The sequence below is a fragment of the Microbacterium sp. As-52 genome (assembly GCF_049949185.1).
Classification (GTDB): Bacteria; Actinomycetota; Actinomycetes; order Actinomycetales; family Microbacteriaceae; genus Microbacterium; species Microbacterium maritypicum_A.
In genome coordinates, this window is sequence record NZ_CP188171.1 from 1,126,364 (window position 1) to 1,144,442 (window position 18,079).

Annotated in this window: 11 protein-coding genes; 1 reads left to right on the plus strand and 10 read right to left on the minus strand. The window is 69.9% G+C overall.

Going from position 1 to position 18,079, the window contains the following annotated elements:
• Positions 1-2 precede the first annotated feature (2 nt).
• From ACLFA2_RS05490 to ACLFA2_RS05535, 10 genes are all read right to left on the minus strand, one after another.
• The gene (locus ACLFA2_RS05490) at positions 3-1,631 is read right to left on the minus strand and encodes a protein kinase domain-containing protein (RefSeq protein ID WP_426622166.1); all 1,629 of its coding nucleotides are present in this window, start codon (positions 1,629-1,631) and stop codon (positions 3-5) included.
• Positions 1,628-2,857 carry an FHA domain-containing protein gene (locus ACLFA2_RS05495; RefSeq protein WP_426622167.1) on the minus strand — a complete coding sequence of 410 codons (1,230 nt, stop codon included), beginning with the start codon at positions 2,855-2,857 and terminating at the stop codon, positions 1,628-1,630. The genes ACLFA2_RS05490 and ACLFA2_RS05495 overlap by 4 nt, the downstream gene beginning before the upstream one ends.
• On the minus strand, positions 2,857-3,672 hold the full coding sequence (locus tag ACLFA2_RS05500; RefSeq protein WP_021198482.1) for a PP2C family protein-serine/threonine phosphatase: 816 nt from the start codon (positions 3,670-3,672) through the stop codon (positions 2,857-2,859). Before ACLFA2_RS05500 ends, ACLFA2_RS05495 begins: the two co-directional genes overlap by 1 nt.
• Positions 3,669-4,919 carry an RDD family protein gene (locus ACLFA2_RS05505; protein ID WP_021198481.1) on the minus strand — a complete coding sequence of 417 codons (1,251 nt, stop codon included), beginning with the start codon at positions 4,917-4,919 and terminating at the stop codon, positions 3,669-3,671. The genes ACLFA2_RS05500 and ACLFA2_RS05505 overlap by 4 nt, the downstream gene beginning before the upstream one ends.
• Entirely contained in the window at positions 4,916-7,312 is a 2,397-nt protein-coding gene (locus tag ACLFA2_RS05510; protein WP_426622168.1) for a transglutaminaseTgpA domain-containing protein, read from the minus strand. The genes ACLFA2_RS05505 and ACLFA2_RS05510 overlap by 4 nt, the downstream gene beginning before the upstream one ends.
• Positions 7,309-8,571 carry a DUF58 domain-containing protein gene (locus tag ACLFA2_RS05515; RefSeq protein ID WP_426622169.1) on the minus strand — a complete coding sequence of 421 codons (1,263 nt, stop codon included), beginning with the start codon at positions 8,569-8,571 and terminating at the stop codon, positions 7,309-7,311. The genes ACLFA2_RS05510 and ACLFA2_RS05515 overlap by 4 nt, the downstream gene beginning before the upstream one ends.
• On the minus strand, positions 8,571-9,542 hold the full coding sequence (locus tag ACLFA2_RS05520; protein ID WP_426622170.1) for an AAA family ATPase: 972 nt from the start codon (positions 9,540-9,542) through the stop codon (positions 8,571-8,573). The genes ACLFA2_RS05515 and ACLFA2_RS05520 overlap by 1 nt, the downstream gene beginning before the upstream one ends.
• 43 nt (positions 9,543-9,585) lie before the next feature.
• Positions 9,586-15,657 (minus strand): Ig-like domain-containing protein, encoded by a 6,072-nt coding sequence (locus ACLFA2_RS05525; RefSeq protein WP_426622171.1) that lies wholly within the window; start codon positions 15,655-15,657, stop codon positions 9,586-9,588.
• Positions 15,658-15,805: 148 nt separating this feature from the next.
• On the minus strand, positions 15,806-16,375 hold the full coding sequence (locus tag ACLFA2_RS05530) for a DNA-3-methyladenine glycosylase I (protein ID WP_426622172.1): 570 nt from the start codon (positions 16,373-16,375) through the stop codon (positions 15,806-15,808).
• A 34-nt stretch (positions 16,376-16,409) separates the two neighbouring features.
• Positions 16,410-17,453, minus strand: a complete 1,044-nt coding sequence (locus ACLFA2_RS05535; RefSeq protein ID WP_167254845.1) for an NAD(P)-dependent alcohol dehydrogenase — start codon at positions 17,451-17,453, stop codon at positions 16,410-16,412.
• A gap of 124 nt (positions 17,454-17,577) precedes the next feature.
• Between ACLFA2_RS05535 and ACLFA2_RS05540 the strand changes: the two genes are divergently transcribed.
• A complete protein-coding gene (locus ACLFA2_RS05540; RefSeq protein ID WP_292762400.1) occupies positions 17,578-18,024 on the plus strand; it encodes a hypothetical protein in 447 nt (148 codons plus the stop codon).
• Positions 18,025-18,079 lie beyond the last annotated feature (55 nt).

Consider the following 18,079-nt stretch of genomic DNA (forward strand, 5'->3'; position numbering starts at 1 on the left):
ACTCACTCCACGCACCCCCGCACGGTCTCGGACGCGCGCCCGTCGTCGCGTCGCAGCATCACATCGATGCAGACGGTCCCCGCCGCGGCGGGCACCGTGGCGGTCGGATCCGGCGTCTGCTGGGGATCGACCTCGCCCGAGACCGCCACCGGGGTCCAGATGTACGAATCGCCGTCGAGCGGGCTCGGGTTCGTCCAGGTGAAGACCACCTGTTCGCCCTGTCGCGTCCCGGCGAGCTCCGTCACCTTCGGCACCACATCCGTTCCGACGTCCTTCGGATCGACGGCTTCCGCGGTCTCCTGCGGTTCGGGCGCGATACCCGCGACCAGGAGGTTGAGTCCGACGATGCCGCCGATCACGAGCACGACTCCCGCGGCGGCGAGGGTGATCCACAGCCCCTTCCGACTGCGGGGCGGCTCGGGTGCGACCGGGGCCTCGACGGGGACTCCGGGAACCATCGTCGGCGGCACGGCGGCGTCCGGGGCCACGACCATCGGCGCACGGGCGATGGTCCGGTCGTCGGCGCCCGGCACGGTCGGAGGTGCAGCACCGGGAGACGGCGTGCGCAGCTGCGTCTGCTCGACCGCCGCTTCCTGGGCGACCGGCGCGTCGAAGCGCGGCACCCCCTGCAGCGCGGCCGGAGGCTCCTTCCGCTGCGTCGTCGCCGACGGGCGGGTGAACGAGGCCATGTCGGGATCGATGCTGACGATCTCCCGCACCCGGGTGAGACCGTCGCCGTCGTCGTCGAGGTCTTCCGCCGGCGGGTGATCGTCGACGATGTCGATCGGGGTCACCGAGTGGGAGAGCTCGATCTGCACCTTCTGCAGCGCTCGCGCGAACGCCACGGCGCTCGGGAAGCGATCGTCGGGATTCTTCGCCATCGAGCGCTCGAGGAGTCGTTGCAGGCTCTCCGGGGAGTCCGGCCGCTTCAGAGACGGCAGGGCGGCGCGCTCGATGCGCTCGATGAGGTCGGCACTGGAGTTCCGTTCCCCGGGGCGCTCGAACGGTGATCGTCCGGCGAGCAGGGTGTACAGCGTCGCCCCCAGCGCCCACACGTCCGTGCGCGGCCCGCTCTGGGGCGGCTCGGCGAACGACTCCGGTGGCGACCACGGGATCGACATGCCCGACGCCTCACCCGTCGCGCCCGTCGTCGACGCGATGCCGAAATCGGTGAGCGCCGGCCGGTTGTACTCGGTGACGAGGATGTTGGCGGGCTTGATGTCGCGGTGCAGCACGCCTGCGCGGTGCGCCGTCTCGACAGCGCCGGCCACCTGCACGCCGACCCGGAGAGCCTCGGCGACGGAGAACGGGTCCTTCCGTGCGCGCAGCTGGAGGTTCGGCCGCGGGCAGTACTCCATCACCAGATAGGGGCGCCCGTCGCCGGCGACCCCGGCCTGGTAGATCGTGACGATCGCGGGGTGCGTCGAGAGCATGGCCATGACGTTCGCCTCATCGGCGAACTCCTGCGCGGCGCCGCTCGAGATGCGATCGGCGAGCAGGACCTTCACCGCGACGCGGCGGCGAGGCATCTCCTGCTCGTAGAGGAACACGTCGGCGAAGCCACCGGTGCCCAACGGCTCCACATAGGTGAAGCCGGGAAGATCCGGCGGCGGCGACGGGCGACGCGTCACGGGAGATCCTCGAAGGCGACGGTCACGCCGTCGCCGAGGTCGACGACATCGCCGGAGAGCACCAGCGTCTGCTCCCCGGGGTGCAACCGCACGGGATCGGCGCCCGGGCGCAGGAGCGTGGACCCGTTGGTGGTGTGCAGGTCGATGACCACCACGGTGTCGCCTTCCGGCCTGACCTCGAGGTGGCTGCGTGAGATGTCCTGCTGGGGGCTCTCGACGGCGATCAGGTGCGGGAGGTTCGCCCCGCTGGCACGTGTCGACCGTGGCCGGCGCCCGATGATCACGGTGCGGTCGAGGGCGGCCACCTGACCGGTGGAGAGCCGGATGCGGCCGACCGAGGCCACGGCCGGCGCCGGCGCCACATCGAGCACCTCCGTCGGCGCGTCGTTCGCGACCGGCGGCTGCTGGCGGAGGGCACGGAGGTCCGCTGCCGAGACGGTGGCGCCGTCGTGGTCGCCCTCGACGGGGACCGGCACCACCGGTGCCGCCCCGCCGACCGAGTGCACGGTGGCACCCCACAGCTGGTCGAAGTCGTCGTCGACCGGTGGCGCGAGCGTCACCTCCGTGGGCGGCAGGAAGGCGTCTTCGATGAGGGGAAGCGGCTCCTCGGCCTCGGGCTCCGGATCGGGTTCGGGCTCGGGCTCGGGCTCCGGCTTCGCCTCGGGCTCTGCTTCGGGCTCCGGCACGACCGGCTCGGCGGCGACGGCCTCGGGCAGAGCCGGTTCCGAGAGCACGGCGCCGACCACGGGCGACGGCCCGAGCACGGAGGTGAGCGGATCGGCGTCGCTCGGCTCGAGCTCGGCGCTCACGGCCGCGGCACGCACGATGCCGCTCTGCACGGGCAGGCCGTCGGCGTCGGTCGGGGCCTCGACGGTGATCTCGATCTTCGACGCACCGCCGAGGAATCGCTCGTTCCAGGTCGTGACCTCAGCGCCGGACAGCTCGAACGAGTCGGTCGGGGTCGCGACCTGGGCGGAGACCGTGCCTCGCAGGGCGATGCGCACATCGGCACCTTCGGCGACGGCGGCGACGAAGGACGGCAGCGACGTGAACGAGCCTCCCGCGTGTGCGGTGAGCACATCGACGACCGTCGCGAGCGTCTTCTCCTCCGGCATCCGCTCCCACAGCCGCGCGACGACATCGCCCGGGACGTCGGGGGGCAGCGCGACGAGCGCTCCCGGGATGACGATCAGGTACCACTGTCCCGGTCGGTAGATGGTCTGCATCAGCGAACCCCTCCTGCTGCGGCTTCTCGTGGACGTGTGTCCTGGTCGATGTCCGTGTCGGTGGCCATCAGCGTGCCCGGCCGTGAGGCGACGGAGACGGCATCGACGACGAGGACGGTGATGTTGTCCCTGCCCCCGGCGCTGACGGCCTCGTCGACGAGCACATCAGCGGCCCGCTGCGGATCCGACTCGGCGTTCAGAACCTCGCGGATGCGCGCGTCCGGCACCTCGGAGGTGAGTCCGTCGGAGCACACCAGGATGCGGTCGCCCAGTTCTGCGGGGAACATCCAGTAGTCGGCGTCTCCCGTGCTGCTCGCGCCGATGGCCCGGGTGATGATGTTGCGGCGTCGATCGGAGACGGCGTCCTCGGTCGTGAGCTCGCCCGACTCGATCAGCTCCTGCACCACGGAGTGGTCGACGCTGATCTGCTCGAGCTCGCCGTCGGCGAAGCGGTAGGTGCGCGAGTCTCCGATGTTGAGCGCGAGCCAATACCCCATACCGTCGACAGACGCGATCACCACTCCGCTGAGAGTGGTCCCCGCGCGGCCGTTGCCGGAGGTGGACAGCTCCTCCACGCTCTCCCTCGAGAGCGACAGCGCGTGGCGGACATCGTCGAGCACGAGCGCCGAACGTCCGATGTACCGCGCGAACTCGGCGATCACGGCGGCGCTCGCGCGCTCTCCGGCCTCGTGGCCACCCATTCCGTCGGCGACCAGGAAGATCGGAGCGGCCGCCAGATGTGCGTCCTCGTTCAGCGCACGCCGAAGCCCCGGATGCGTCGCGGATCCGGTCGAGACGATGAGTCCCGGCCTCACGCGTAGCCGCCGATCGTGACGATGCGGTCGCCGATCTCGATGGCGTCGCCCAGACGCACGGGCACGCGTTGCCCCGCGGGGCAGGCGATCCGCTGTCCTGCGCGCACGATGGTCATGCCGTTCGTGGAGTGGCGATCCATCACCCACCCGCCCGACGTCTCCGCTGCGGCCTCGAAGTGCGTCTTCGAGAGGGAGAGCGTCTCGTCGCGCACGGGGACGAGCGTGGCTCCCTCTTCCGGGGCAGGGTTGCGCCCGAACACCGTGCGTCGTGAGACGGATACTCGCGTGCCGTCATCCCAGGTGAAGACGAGGCGATGCCCCGGAACACTGATCCTGGTGTCCTCGAGATCGTCCTCCTCGACGACCGCCGAGGAGGGAGCCGAGGAGGGAGCCGCAGGAACAGCCGAGGCGTCCGGGACAGGCGCGGCTGCCGGCACCGGGGGCACTGGCGGCGCAGGCGGTGCGACGGGAGCCACCGGGTGCTGCTGGATGGTCGCGTCGATCTCGGGTTCGGGCTCCACCGCCGGCGCGGACCGCACGGGGGCGTCCTGCGTGATGCCGGGAACGAAGGCGATGAGCGATCCTGCCTCGGCGACGGGCGCCGCGGGGGCGGCCGGTCGCGGAGGGATGGAGGCCGGTGCCGGAGAGGCGGGCGCAGCCGGGGCTGCTGCCGGCGGCTGCGGGAGACCGGGGATCGCTGGCGCCTGCGCCGTCGGAGCCGCAGCCGGCGCGACCGCGGCTCCCCGCACCGTCGGAGCCGAAGCGGGCGCCGCGGCGTCCGCCCTGACGGGCGCCGGTACCCGCGCGTCCAGCATCAGGGATCCGGCGACCTTGTCGTGCCACCCCTGGAACCGTCCGGAGCCGTCGAAGAGCGGGGTGAAGTACCCCACGACGACGGAGGCGGCGAGGCCGAAGATGACGTTGCGCAGCAGCGTGCGTCCGAAGCCGAGCGGACTCCCGTCCGCGGCCGAGGCGAGCTTCAGACTCTGAGCGCGCATGCCGATCGAGCCGGCCCCCGCCTGCATCACCGTGTAGACGAAGAACCAGCCGAGCAGCACCAGGCCCACCACGGGGCCGCCGATCAGCAGGACTCCGAGGCCGGCCTCGACGCTGCCGGCGAGCGACACGGCGACGAGGAGTCCGCCGCCGAGCACGATCGCGAGGCCCCCGGCGATCAAGGCGTCGATGAGATAGGCGACGGCGCGACGGGAGACCGGCGCGATCTGGTCGGGCGCGGGCTGCGTCATGAGGTCTCGCTCTCGGGGGACGGGGGCGTCGTGCTGTTCTTGATGGTGCCAGGTTCGCGGCGGACGCGCACGGCCGCCGCGTCCTTCAGGTTCTGGAATCCGTTCGAGATGGCGGTGCCGCCGATCAGGGAGCGGACGCTCAGTCGCGCCTGGAGGCGCTTCCAGAAGCCGGCCTCCTTGCCCAGTCCGCCGACGATGTCGTCGACCTCGTGCCAGAAGGACTCGACATCCTCCGGGCTCGGCTCGGCGGGGCCGAACACGTCGGCGTCGGCCCGCTCGGCGAGGGCGGTGACCTGCGGGACCGTGAGCGACGACGCCACGACCGCCGCCTCTTCGATCCGCGTGCGTCCGGGAGGGATGCGGGCGCCGTAGTCGACGGCACGGTCGGTGAGCTCGTCCCAGCCGCCGCTGATGCGGTCGGCGGTGCGCGCGGCCGCGCGGCGGGACCGACGCTTCGCCGCCTTCCACGCGCCGATCACGATGAAGGGCGATGCCAGCAGTGCGATCACTCCGAGGGAGATGCCGCCGATCACGAGGATCGCCCCGATGATGCCCGCGAGGTTCAGACTCTCGTCCTCGGCCTCGCGGTCGTCGGGCAGGGTGGGTGGCAGGTCGACGGGTTCCTGCGGCGGAGGGGGCGGCTGCAGCACCTGCGGCTTCGGGTCGACGCGCGGCTTGGTGTTCTGGTCGTTCGGCACCTGGTCTTCGGGCGGGGTGGGGTTGAACGCCATCCACCCGAGTCCCTCGAAGTTGACCTCGACCCAGGCGTGCACGTTGTCGCCGGTGGCGGCGAACGTGGCTTCGCCTGCCTTGTCCTCGTCGGGGTAATAGCCCATGACCACCCGGGCGGGGATGTCGACCTGCCCGGCGAGCAGCGCCATGGCGACGGCGTACTGCTCGTCGTCACCGATCATCTGCTCCCCGCCGACGAGCGTCGAGATGCGCTCGGCGGTGTGGCCGGCGCGGGAGATGACCTCGCCCTCGAGCCCGTGGCTGAAGAAGCCCTCCTTGGAGAGGAAGTTCTCGAGGGCCCGCACCCGTTCGATCGGCGTCTCGGCACCGGCGATGGTCTCGGCGGCGAGGGCCGTGAGCTCTTCCGGCACGTTGCTCGGCTTCGGCATCGACACCTTGCCGAACGGCACCTCGGCGAGCTGCTCGTCGTCGGGTACGTTCGGCATCACGGCATCCACCGTGTACTCGTCACCCTTCGTCAGCTTCGTGGTGGAGACGGCGGTACCCGTCTCGGTGTTCACGTAGGTGCCGCGGCGCAGCTGCTCGGCATCGTCGCCGGAGAACCTGATCTCGGACAGCTCGCCCGCGGTGGGCATCCATACTCCGCGATACGCACCGATCTCGACGTTGAGCGTCACCGGGAGGCCCTCGGCATCCGGCGACATGTTCGAGCGCAGGGGGCTGAAGGCGCTCGACGAGGTGGGCCCGCCGTCGGTGACGTTGTAGACCATCCCGTCGAACTGGTCCATGACCGCGGTGCGCACGCGCGCGCCCTTGGGCAGGCCCTGCACCGTGAACAGCGTCTGGTCCGCCTCGTCGCGCACGTTCTTCCGGAACGCCTGCAGGGGGCTCGGGTAATCCCGGATGTCGAACGGCGGGATGATCACGTCGCGGAACACGTGTCGTGGCTGCGCCGGGTTCGCGACGGCGCTCGTGGCCACCCCCGCGCCGCCGGCGATCGCCAACACGGCCACCCCGGCGAGCAGACGCCGGGTGCGCATGTGCGCGGCGCGGGAGGGATCGACCTCGCTGACGGAGATCGCCGTGTTCTGCGGTGCCCACAACTGGCGAAGGGCGAGCCACGACATGCTCACGACCGCGAACACGAGTCCCTGCACGAGCGGGAACGCGGGTTCGGGCGTGCCGAGCGCGATCACCAGCATGAGCAGCACGCCGGCCGGGATCAGGGCCCACGCCACCTGCGACAGCCGGAGCGCGAGGGAGGCGGTCACGGTGGTGACGACCAGCGCCAGCAGGAACGGGACGACGAGGTGTCCGTCGGCCGCCGCGACGGGGGCGACCGTGGTGAGCATCTGCTTCCACGCGGTGACCGTCCCGAGCGCGAGCTTCTGCAGCGTCTCGATGGTCGGGATGAAGCCGAGGATCGACGTCTGCGGCAGAGCGAAAGCTCCGCCGAACACGAAGTACGCGGCGATCGTGAGACCCGCGATGATCAGGATGCCCCAATGACGCCAGGTCGTGATGACCGCGATCGCCAGGCCGATCAGGATTCCACCGATGGCGGCGGGCAGGAACGACGGACCGGCGAACGTCGGCCAGAAGCCCACGAGGGCCGTGAGGACCAGGAGCGCCGTCGCTCCCAGGTCGAGGATCCAACGGCGGAGGGGGAGGTCGCCGAACGCGACGGAGGACCCGGTCATGCGAGCACCTTCTGCAGAGCGAGCGGGACCTGTTCGAGCGCACCCACCGTGACGACGTCGGCATCGCCGATGCGGCGCAGCGCCGGGGCGGAGGCCGTGGTGTCGGCGACCACGACGAGGACACGGGCGCCGAACGGCAGACGCGCGCACGCGAGGCGGAGATCGTCGGACTTCACCCGAGCGCCGCAGACCAGGACCACCACGCTCGCCAACGGCATGGTGGCGGCCACGACGCCCGCGAGCTCGGCGATGCCACCCTCCTTCGGCTTGCTGTTCTCCACGGCCGAGAGCGAGTCGAGCAGCTGCTTGCCGGTGCCCGCGGGAAGCTCCCGGCCCTGCACGCGCATGTCGACGCGCTGAGAGTCGCGCAGAGCGCGCAGGCCGATCGACCCCGCAGCCGAGACCCCGAGCTCGAAGTCGTCTTCGGTGGCGTAGTCGGCGAGCGAGCGCGAGAGCCCGATCACGAAGTGCGAGCGTCGGGTCTCCTCGTACTGCCGGACCATCATGGTGCCGGTGCGGGCCGTCGACCGCCAGTGCACGTGACGCAGGTCGTCGCCCGGCTGGTACTCCAGGAGGGCGTGGAACGAGACATCGTCGCGAGACAGATCCGCTGCGGGAAGCCCTTCGAGGTCGCGCAGGTAGCCGAGCGACTGACCGTCGAACAGCACGGTGCGCGGGTGCACGAAGAGGTCGACAGGGTCGTCACGACGGTGAGCCCGCTCGAACAGGCCCAGCGGGTCGCCGCGCACGACGCTCACCGGCCCCACTTTGACCACGCCGCGCTTCTGGGTGGGGATCGCGAAGAGTTCCTCCGCCTCCTCCCCCGGCGCGAGTCGCTGGATGCCGAACTCGCCGCGTCCGGCACCGACCGGGAGCACCACACGAGACGGGAGGATGGCCCTGGTGCCGCGGTTGGCGAGGGTCAGGGCACCGACCGCGCGCTCTCCCACGACCACACGGGTGCGGGCGAGGTCGAGCGCGACGTCGTAGGCGGTGCGGCCGATGAGGAACAGCGCGCACAGGACCACGGCGATCGCGATGACGACGGCGGCGATGGTGAACTCCGCCCACCCGGCGGTCTGGCCGAGCACCCAGAAGCCGACGGCGAGGGCCATCAGCACCCAGGCGAGCGGGCGGACGGCGGAGGTGATCTTGCGGAGGCGCGTCAGGGCGCGCGCACCGAGGACGGCCGCGATGTCACGCCAACCGGCGTCGCGCTCCATCTGCGGCGTCGACACCGGAAGGGCCTCCGCGGTCATCAGGCCGCCACTCGGGCCTGAGGCGCTGCCACCGCGTCGAGAACACGGGCGATCACGGCGTCGCTGCTGGTGCCGGCGAACTCGGCCTCGGCGTCGAGAAGCAGGCGGTGCTGCCAGACCGGGCGGGCGAGGGCCTTGATGTCGTCGGGAAGCACGAAGTGGCGCCCCTGGGCCGCTGCCCACACCTTGGCCATGCGCACCATCGCGATCGCCCCGCGCACCGAGACGCCGAGGCGGATGGCGCCGTCCTCGCGCGTGGCCTCGGCGAGCTCGGCCACGTAGCGGAGCACGGCGGGCTCGACGTGCACGGTCGCGGCGAGGTCGGCCATATCGGCCACCGCACTCGTCGTGATGACCGCGGACAGGCCGGCCGAGGGGTTGCGGTCAGAGGCACCGGCGAGGATGCTCTCGGTCACGGCGAGGTCGGGGTAGCCGATCGACGTCTTGATCAGGAAGCGGTCGAGCTGCGCCTCGGGCAGCTTGTAGGTGCCCGCCTGCTCGATGGGGTTCTGCGTCGCGATCACGAGGAAGGGGCGACCAGCCTCGTGCGTGACGCCGTCGACTGTGACGCGCGACTCCTCCATGACCTCGAGCAGCGCCGACTGGGTCTTGGGCGATGCGCGGTTGATCTCGTCGGCGAGCACGATCGACGCGAAGATCGGGCCCTTGTGGAACTCGAAGCGGTGCGACTGCTGATCGTAGATCGTCACGCCGGTGACATCGGACGGCAGCAGGTCGGGCGTGAACTGGATGCGCGCGCTGGTGCCCTGCACGGTCGCGGCCAGCGCCTTGGCGAGGCTGGTCTTGCCCGTTCCCGGTGCATCCTCGAGGAGCACGTGGCCCTCGGCGAGCATCGAGGCCAGCACGAGGCCGACGATCTCCTGCTTGCCCTGCACGGCCTTGTCGATGTTCTCGACGAGGCGCTGGAAGGTGCCCTGGAACCAGGCGGCCTGCTCGGGGGTCATTGTCATGAGGGTGTCGTTCCTTGTTCTCGTGGAGAGGTGTCGCGCGGCATCACTGCCAGACCTTGTGTTCGTATTCCTTGCCGTCCATCACGACCCAGGCCTCGATCGTCCCGCGGCGCATGCCGAGGTAGCAGCCGAGCTGCTGATCGATGTTGCCGTTGCCGTCGGTCGTGACGGTCCGTCCGCCGAATGTGCCGCCGTAGGGAGGCGGCGCGTTGCTGGCGCACTGCACCCACATGCTGGAGTTCGCCGGGAAGCCGCGGCCGGTGAGGTAGAAGTATGCGCACGTGCCGTCGTTGCAGTTGGGCTGTCCGTTCGCGTTTCCGGTCGAGGTGACCCAGGCGCGCGGGTCGGGCTTCGGTCCGGACGTCTGCTCCGCGGATCGGGTGATCTGCTGGCCTGCCTGGTCGGTGACCTCGACGTCGATCGTGTGTCGCTGGCTGTACCCGTCGCCGACCGTACGGCTGCCGCTGGCGGCGACGTTCTGCCAGCCGCCGCCGTCGATGCGGATGCGGACGGTCTTGATGGAGCGGCCGTTCGCGGCGGGCCCCGCGTCCCAGTTGAAGGTGACGCTGGTGGGGTTCTGCGAAGCGCTGACGGCCGGCTGCTTCAGCGGACCGTACGGGTTGCCGACGATCTGTCCGGAGGGATCGCTCGCGTACGTCGACCCGTCGACCGTCGCGACCGCGCGCACCCGCACGTTGTAGTTGGTTCCGTTGGCGAGTCCGGTGACCACGTTGTTGCCCGGCATCGCCGCCCAGCTGCTACCGCCGTTGATCGAGTACTGGTACTGCACCTCGGTCGTCTTCGCGCCGTTGAGGGCGCTCCGCGACCAGGTGAGAGTGAGCGAGCGATCGCCCGGCGTGACGGCCGAGAGAACAGGAGCATCGGGCTTGTTCACACCGCGGCGCGGTGCCGACATGGGGCTCCAGTCGCCCCAGCCCGCCTTGTTCTGGGCACGGATGCGGTAGGTGTACGGCACCTCTGATGTCGGGACCGAGACCGCTTGCGACCGTATGGACGCCCCCGGGGTGAGTGTGTTGCGGAGCGTTCCGCCCTCCCATACCTGCAGTTCGAAGGAGTCGATCGGATCACCGTTGGGATTCCCCGGCACCCAGCTCACCTGCATCTGCGCCTGGCTGCCCACGGCCTGCAGCTGCGCGACGGTGGGGGCGGCCGCGGGCATCGGAGGACCTGCCGGTACCTCCGACGCCGACCAGCCGCTCCAGCTCGACGGCTCGGGCGCGCGGTTGTGAGCCTGCACGCGCACCTGGTAGATGCCGCCGTTCTCGAGCCCCTCCCAGGTCATCGAGTTCCCGGTGGCCTGCTTCTGCGAGACCCCGGACGGCGGAGCCGGGGAGATCTCCAGCGTGTAGCTCTCGACAGGAGATCCGGGAGTTGTCGGGGTGGCCCAGGAGACCTTGAGCGACTTGTCGCCGAAGGCGAGGGTCGGCGGGTTCGGGGTGTCGGGCCGAGCGTCCGGACGGGCGACCGCCGACGGGCCTGACGGCTTCGACTCGCCGACGCGGTTCGTCGCGGTCACCTGGAAGGTGTATTCGACGTTGTTGGTCAAGCCGTCCAGCGTGCAGGTGGTGGAGCGGCACTCCTTCGAGTACGGGTTGCCGCTGACGGACTTCACCGTGTACTTCGTGATCTCGGCGCCGTTGTTCGCCGGCGCCCCGTAGGAGACGACGACGGTACGGTCCTGCACGCTCGAGACGAGAGGGGTTCCCGGCGCGTCCGGAACACCCTGCACCGTGACGATGATCTGCCCGTTGGCTTCGCGCTCGGCATCCTTCGTCGCGTCCTGGATGCGATAGCGCACGACCATGGTCCCGACGAAGCTGGGGTCGGGCGTGACGACCACCTGATCGCCCTTGACGGCCGCGCCGCCGGAGCCCGACTCCGTGGCGGCCGTCATCAGCTTGAGCGGCGTCTCCGGGAACGGGTTGTAGTCGTTCGCGAGCACGGGCACCGTGATGCTCTTGCCCTGATCCGCTTCCGAGATCGTGTCGGTGTTGGCCGCGGGCAGTGGGCGGGTCGACGCGCCGACGCGCACGGTCACGGTGCCTTCGACCGCCTCGGTCGTTCCGTCGGTGATCTCGAGCTTGAGCGAGGCGACCGTGCCCTTCTCGACATCCGACGACGCTTCCACGAGCAGCTTCGAGCCATCGATCTTGGCGGTGATGCCCTTGCCGGCGCCGCTGACGTACTTGTACCTGTGCGTGCCCTCGTCCTCCGGATCGGGATCGGTCGTGAGCGCAGCGAGGTCGAGCGTCGACGCCTTCTCCCCCGGGGCGACGATGACCTCTGCCCCCGTGAACACCGGCTGCTGGTTCTCCGGCGGCAGCACGTTGATCGGGATGCTCAGCGTCGCCGTGCGGCCCTCGGGGTCGTCGGGGCCCGTGCCGTCGGTGACCTCGAAGGTGAGCGAGTCCTGTCCGAAGTACCCGTCGGCCGAGGTGTAGACCAGCGTCGTCTCGTCCTTCACGAGGTCGTCACCGTTCGCATACACGGCGGTGACCTTGGCGTGTTCGGTGATCCGAGCCGTACCGCCGCCGGCGACGGTGACGAATTTCGAGAGCGGGATCTCCTTGGTCTCGCCGCTCATGACCTCGAGCGGCTTCGTCGAGTCGAGGATCGGCCGGAGGTCCGCTTCGGCGGGAACGAAGATGAAGGCCGATGCGGCCAGTTCGTCCTGGTCGGTGATCGTGTAGCGGATGAGCTGCAGGTTCTCCGTCACGGTGACCCGCACCTTGCCGTTCTCGAGCTGCGTGGCGCCTTCACCGAGCGCGAGCTTGAGGCGGTCGGTCGTGCCGTCCGGGTCCTCGTCGTTCTTGAGGATGTCGAGGTCGGCACTCATCGTGCCGTCGGTGAGGTCGGTCGGGCGCACGCGGTCGTCTCGCGCGACGGGCGCCTGCAACGGCACGTCCTCGTCGACCGTGATCTGCAGGGCCGCGGTGGCTTCCGCGCCCCGCGCATCGCGGATCGTGTACTGCAGCGACGTCTCGAGCTCGCGGTTCGGCGCCTGCACCAGCACGCGGTCACCCGAGACGCGGGCCGTGATCCCCGTGTCGGTCGGAACCTCGAGACCGTCCTTGACGAGACTGATCTTGTCGCCCTCGGGGTCGGAGTCGTTGAGCATCACCGGTACCGAGATCTCACGGCCGGGTCGCACGACCACGGCATCCTTCACCGCGAAGGGCCTCTGGTTGACCTGCTCGCCCGGAGCGATGCCCACGCGGATCGTGGCGATGCCCTCCTTGCCGAGGCGGTCGCGCACCCGATAGCGGAACACATCGACACCGGAGGAGTCGTCGAACGCCTCGTAGGTGAAGTAGTTCTGCGCGGTCTCGGTGATGCGGCCCTTCGTGGGGCTGGAGGCGATGTCGATCAGCTCGACCGAGTCGCCGTCGGCGTCGATGCCGTCCAGAGGCACGGCGATGTTCGCGGTGGATCCGGCGAGCACGCGCGCAACGAGATCCTGAGGGCGTGGAGCGGCGTTGGTGTCCGCGTCGACGGGGAGGATCTGAATCGTGACGTAGCCGGCGTCCTTCTGCTGGCGGGAGTCGACGGCCTCATACGTCAGATAGACCGTCTTCGCGACGGGTCCGGCCTTGAAACGGATCGTGTCCTGCGAGACGAACGCCTCGCCGTCTTCCGGGTCGACGAGGGGCTCGACCAGCTCGGGCACGACGTGCATGACGTCGTCGTTCGGATGCGTGTCGTTGTCGAGCACCGGGATGGTGACGACGTCGCCGGCACGCACGATCGCGGTGTCGTCGTTCACGACCGGCTGGAGGAGCTGGTCGGGCGCGGGGATCGGGATCACCACGACCTCGCCCTCGGCCGACTTGGAACCGTTCGAGATCCGGTACTTGATGCGGGCCTGATCGGTGAGCGATCCCTGGTCGGTGATACGGAGGGTCTCATGGTTGATGACCGACACCGAGACGCCGGAGTCGTCCTCGATCGAGACCGACTGCACGACGAGGATGCCGCCGGCGGGGTCGACATCGTTCGCGAGCACACCGATGAGCACGTCACCACCGGTCGGCAGCAGCGCCACGTCGCGCACGGCGACAGGGGGCAGATCCGTCTCGCTCGCCTCCAGCACGTCGACGCGCACGATCCCCTCGCCGTTCTCGGGACCGGCGGTCGCGAGATACAGCACGTAGTAGGTGCCGGGGGCATCTGCGGTGAATGTGAACGTCTTGTTGGGGCCGTCGGTCACGATGGTCGCGCCGGGGACCTCGTTCACGCGCCCGAGACGCAGCAGCTCTCGGCCCGAGCTGGTGTCGTTGGCGAGCGGCGCCACCGTGACCTGCTCGCCGACGCGGGTGACGACGTGGTCGGCGTTGGTCTTCGGCTTCGTCGAGCCCTCCGGCCGCACGTCGAGGATCACCGTGGCGGTGGCCGTCTCGCCGTATCCGTCGGCGACCGTGACCTGCACCTCCTTGTGCCCCTGCTGGCTCGCCGTGGCCTTGTAGGTGATCTGACCGTCGGTGTTGAAGTCGACCTCGTCTCCGGGAGCGGCGACCACGTCCTTGAGGTAGACGTCGTCGCCCTCCGGGTCGATCCAGTCCGGGAGGATGTTGTACGAGATCGTGCCGCCGGTCTCGACCGTCAAGGTCGTCCTGCGCTTGGGGACAGGGGCGGTGTTGACGCTCTTGTCGAAGACGGTCAGCGTGACGGCCGCCGTGTCCTTGCCACCGCGGCCGTCATCGGCCTCGTAGGTGAACGTCGTCGAGCCGGACGCGCCCTCCTCGACCGCGATCTGCAGTGATCCGCCGTTCTGCACCTGCTGGATCGTGCCGATCGCGGGCTGGGCCTCGGCGAGCGTGGCGACCAGGACGTCGCCGTCGGGGTCGTTGTCGTTGTCGAGCACCGGGAGCATGGTCGTGACACCGGGGCGCACGCCGAAGGTGTCGTCCTCGGCGATCGGAGGAGTGTTCTCCTCCTTGCGCTCCGGGAGCGTCGTCTCGACGGTCTCCTCGGTCGAGTCGTCCTCGTTCTCGGTCTCGCCTTCCGGCGGGGTGAGGTCGTTCCAGTTGTCGACGCGCTGCAGACTCTCGTTGGCCAGCCAGGCCGCGCCGCCCACGGCGTCGTTGAGGATGATGACGTCGCGGTTGACACGGAACACGAGGCTCTTCGCGTCTTCGGCGCCCTCGACCTGGGCGTTGACGTCGTTGGTCGTGCCCGGGCACTCGCGGATGAAGGTCGCCGTGCCGGCCCACGCGCCGTAGGTGCATCCGCGCAGCCAGACGGGAGCGGCCGCGGTGCCGTCGCCCCCCGCGTCGACCTCGGTCGGCTCGCTGCCGTCGAGGGGGACGCTGACGAGGGCGTTCGCAGTCGAGATCGCCACCGCGTCGGTGTTCTCGGACGACTGCTGCAGGACCGCCTTGTCGGCACCGCGGATCTCGGTGCGCATGCCACCGGGCGAGGTCACGACCCCGGCGGCGCGATCGAGCACGACCGGTGTGCGTCCAACGGCTGTGATGGTCGGCTTCGCGGCCGCATCGAGATCGCCGACCGAGGCTGCGGAGGCGTCGAGCGCCTCCCCCTCGTTGTCCACAGGGACGGTGACGACCTCGCCGCGCTCCGGCGCGAGTCCGAAGACGGTGCCGTCCTTGGCCACCGCCACGTCGGCACCGGCTCCCAGCTCCGCCACCGGCTCGTTGACCTCGGCCTCGAAGGAGGAGACACCCTGCGCCGGAACGACCCAGAGCTCGCCGGTCTTCTGGTCGAGGATCGCGGCCGTGCGGTTGCCCAGCGCGACCTTCGAGGAGGAGGGGACCTTCGCGGAGTCGTTGAGCGAGACGCGTGCCGGATCGACGGCGGTCAGGGTCGAGGCGTTCTCATCGACGACGAGGATGTTGCTCGTGTCCTGCAGGATGTCGTAGTTCTCACCCGTGGTGCGCAGGCCACCGTCGAGGACGGTCGACTCGTTGTTGAAGTGCCCGACGAGCAGGCTCGAGGTCTTGGTGATCCAGACGCCGCCGTCGTTCAGATCGACCTTGGTGGTCGGGAATCCTTCATAGGTGAAAGCCATCGTGGTGATGGCGATGACGCCGACGGTGACGCCGGCGGCCGACGCCAGCGTCTTCGGTCGTGCGCGCATCCATGACAACGCCTTCATTCCCGGTTCCCCCCCAGGGTGACACTCTTCGATTGCTCCTGTGCAGTCCCGACGGGCCCACCGAGCACCCGTTCATCCTAACTGCGTCCTGGAATACTGCTCGATGGGGATATTTGCCCATCGCCGAGGGTCAGGCTCGCCAGCACCCCGAGATGTGGTCGTCGACCATCCCGCCCGACTGCATCAGCGCGTACATCGTGGTCGGCCCGACGAAGCGGAATCCGCGACGGCGCAGCTCTGTGCTCAGCGCGGTCGATTCCGGCGTGACCGCCGGGACGTCGGCGAAGGATGCCGGGCGATCACCCGCGGCCGTCGGAGCGAACGACCACATGAGCGCGTCGAACTCGCCCTCGGCCATGCCCCGGACGATGCGGGCGTTGCCGATGGTCGCCTCGATCTTCGCGCGGTTGCGGACGATGCTGGCATCGCCCATCAGACGCTCGACGTCGGACTCGTCGTACTCCGCGACGATCCCGGGCTCGAATCCTGCGAACACCTCGCGGAACCGCGGTCGCTTGCGCAGGATCGTGATCCACGAGAGCCCCGCCTGGAAGCCCTCGAGCGCCATCTTCTCGAACAGCGCACGATCGCCGTGCAGGGGCGTGCCCCACTCCTCGTCGTGATAGCGGCGGTACTCGTCGTCGTCGCCCACCCAGGCGCAGCGGTCGCGGGCGTCGGGGCCCGTGAGAAGAGAGGTCATTCGCTCAGGCTAGCCGCGGTGACCGACACCGCCTTCAACCGAACGTGGCCGCGTCGATCACGAACCGGTACCGCACGTCCGACGCCAGCACGCGCTCATAGGCCGCGTTGATGTCGGAGGCGGGGATGGTCTCGATCTCGGCGGCGATGCCGTGCTCTGCACAGAAGTCGAGCATCTCCTGAGTCTCGCGGATGCCGCCGATGTTGCTGCCGGCGAGCGAGCGGCGTCCGCCGATCAGCGACATCACGCCGACCTCGAGGGGCTCGCCGGGAGCACCGACGCACACCATAGCTCCGCCGACGTCGAGCAGGCTCAGGTACGAGCGCAGATCGATCACGGCACTCACCGTGTTGAGGATCACGTCGAACGACGACCGCAGGTCGCGGAAGGTCTCGCGGTCGCTCGTGGCGCGATAGTGGTCGGCACCGAGACGCAGACCGTCGTCCTTCTTGCTCAGGGTCTGCGAGAGCACGGTCACCTCGGCGCCGAGCGCGTGCGCGATCTGCACGCCCATGTGCCCGAGTCCGCCGAGACCGACGACCGCGACACGAGTGCCGGGTCCGACGTTCCAGTGCCGCAGCGGCGAGTAGGTCGTGATGCCGGCGCACAGCAGGGGTGCAGCGACATCCAGCGCCAGAGCATCGGGGATGCGCAGGACGAAGGCCTCGGTCACGACGACCTGCTCGGAGTACCCGCCCTGGGTGACGGTGCCGTCACGGTCGGTGCTGCCATAGGTGAGCACGGCCCCCTGTGTGCAGAACTGCTCCTCGTCGCGCAGGCAGTTGCGGCACTCGCCGCACGAGTTCACCAGGCATCCGACGCCGACGCGGTCGCCCACCGCGTGCCGGGTGACGTCCGCGCCGACTGCCGCCACCGTGCCGGTGATCTCATGCCCGGGAGCGAGCGGATACTGCTGCGGACCCCAGTCGCCGCGCACGGTGTGGATATCGGAGTGGCAGATCCCGGCGAAGGCGACGTCGATCAGCACGTCGAGTGGGCCGAGCTCGCGCCGTTCGATCACGGTCTTCTCGAGCGGGGCCGCTTCACGGGGTGCGGCATAGGCGTTCACGGCAGACATCTCGGACTCCTCGGATCGGGTACCTGCCGAGACTACCCAGCCCCGAATGGGAATCGGCCATCCGCGCGGATCGGCGATTGTCAAGGCCGGGGGCGCTCCGCTCGGCCGCGTCTAGGCTCGCGCCATGACCACCACCGACGACACGATCTCTGAGTACCTCACCCGCTACGCGGACAGCCTCACCGCGTTCGATGCCGAGACCGCGGCGGGGCTGTGGTCGACGCCCGGGACGATCGTGAACGACCGTTCCTCTGGTGTGCTGGAATCCCGCGACGCCATGATCGACGGTCTGCGGCAGTCCTATCCGATCTACCAGCGGCTGGGCCTGGCCTCCGTCGGATTCGAGCTGCGCGAGCGCCGCGATCTCTCCGACCGTCTCGTGCTCGTCCGGGTGCGCTGGCTGTTCTTCGACGCCGGCGGCGCGCAGCTGACCGACACCGACAGCTACTACCTCCTGCGCGACGAAGACGCGGCGGGCCTGCAGGCCTGCGTGTGCGTCGAGACCGATGCCGCCGAGAAGCTCCAGGCGCTGGCCGCCGCGCGCGGCGTGGACCTCACCGCCGCACCCTGAGAACGACACCCGACGCAGGAATCCCGCCTCGATCGTGAAGACGGGGCGGGATTCC

What these genes read in the sequence shown, in the direction of transcription:
- ACLFA2_RS05525 (WP_426622171.1), bottom strand. Translation starts at nt 15,657, where the DNA reads ATGCGCGCACGACCGAAGACGCTGGCGTCGGCCGCCGGCGTCACCGTC.
- ACLFA2_RS05540 (WP_292762400.1), top strand. Translation starts at nt 17,578, where the DNA reads ATGACCACCACCGACGACACGATCTCTGAGTACCTCACCCGCTACGCG.
- ACLFA2_RS05520 (WP_426622170.1), bottom strand. Translation starts at nt 9,542, where the DNA reads ATGACAATGACCCCCGAGCAGGCCGCCTGGTTCCAGGGCACCTTCCAG.
- ACLFA2_RS05535 (WP_167254845.1), bottom strand. Translation starts at nt 17,453, where the DNA reads ATGTCTGCCGTGAACGCCTATGCCGCACCCCGTGAAGCGGCCCCGCTC.
- ACLFA2_RS05510 (WP_426622168.1), bottom strand. Translation starts at nt 7,312, where the DNA reads ATGACCGGGTCCTCCGTCGCGTTCGGCGACCTCCCCCTCCGCCGTTGG.
- ACLFA2_RS05505 (WP_021198481.1), bottom strand. Translation starts at nt 4,919, where the DNA reads ATGACGCAGCCCGCGCCCGACCAGATCGCGCCGGTCTCCCGTCGCGCC.
- ACLFA2_RS05495 (WP_426622167.1), bottom strand. Translation starts at nt 2,857, where the DNA reads ATGCAGACCATCTACCGACCGGGACAGTGGTACCTGATCGTCATCCCG.
- ACLFA2_RS05515 (WP_426622169.1), bottom strand. Translation starts at nt 8,571, where the DNA reads ATGACCGCGGAGGCCCTTCCGGTGTCGACGCCGCAGATGGAGCGCGAC.
- ACLFA2_RS05530 (WP_426622172.1), bottom strand. Translation starts at nt 16,375, where the DNA reads ATGACCTCTCTTCTCACGGGCCCCGACGCCCGCGACCGCTGCGCCTGG.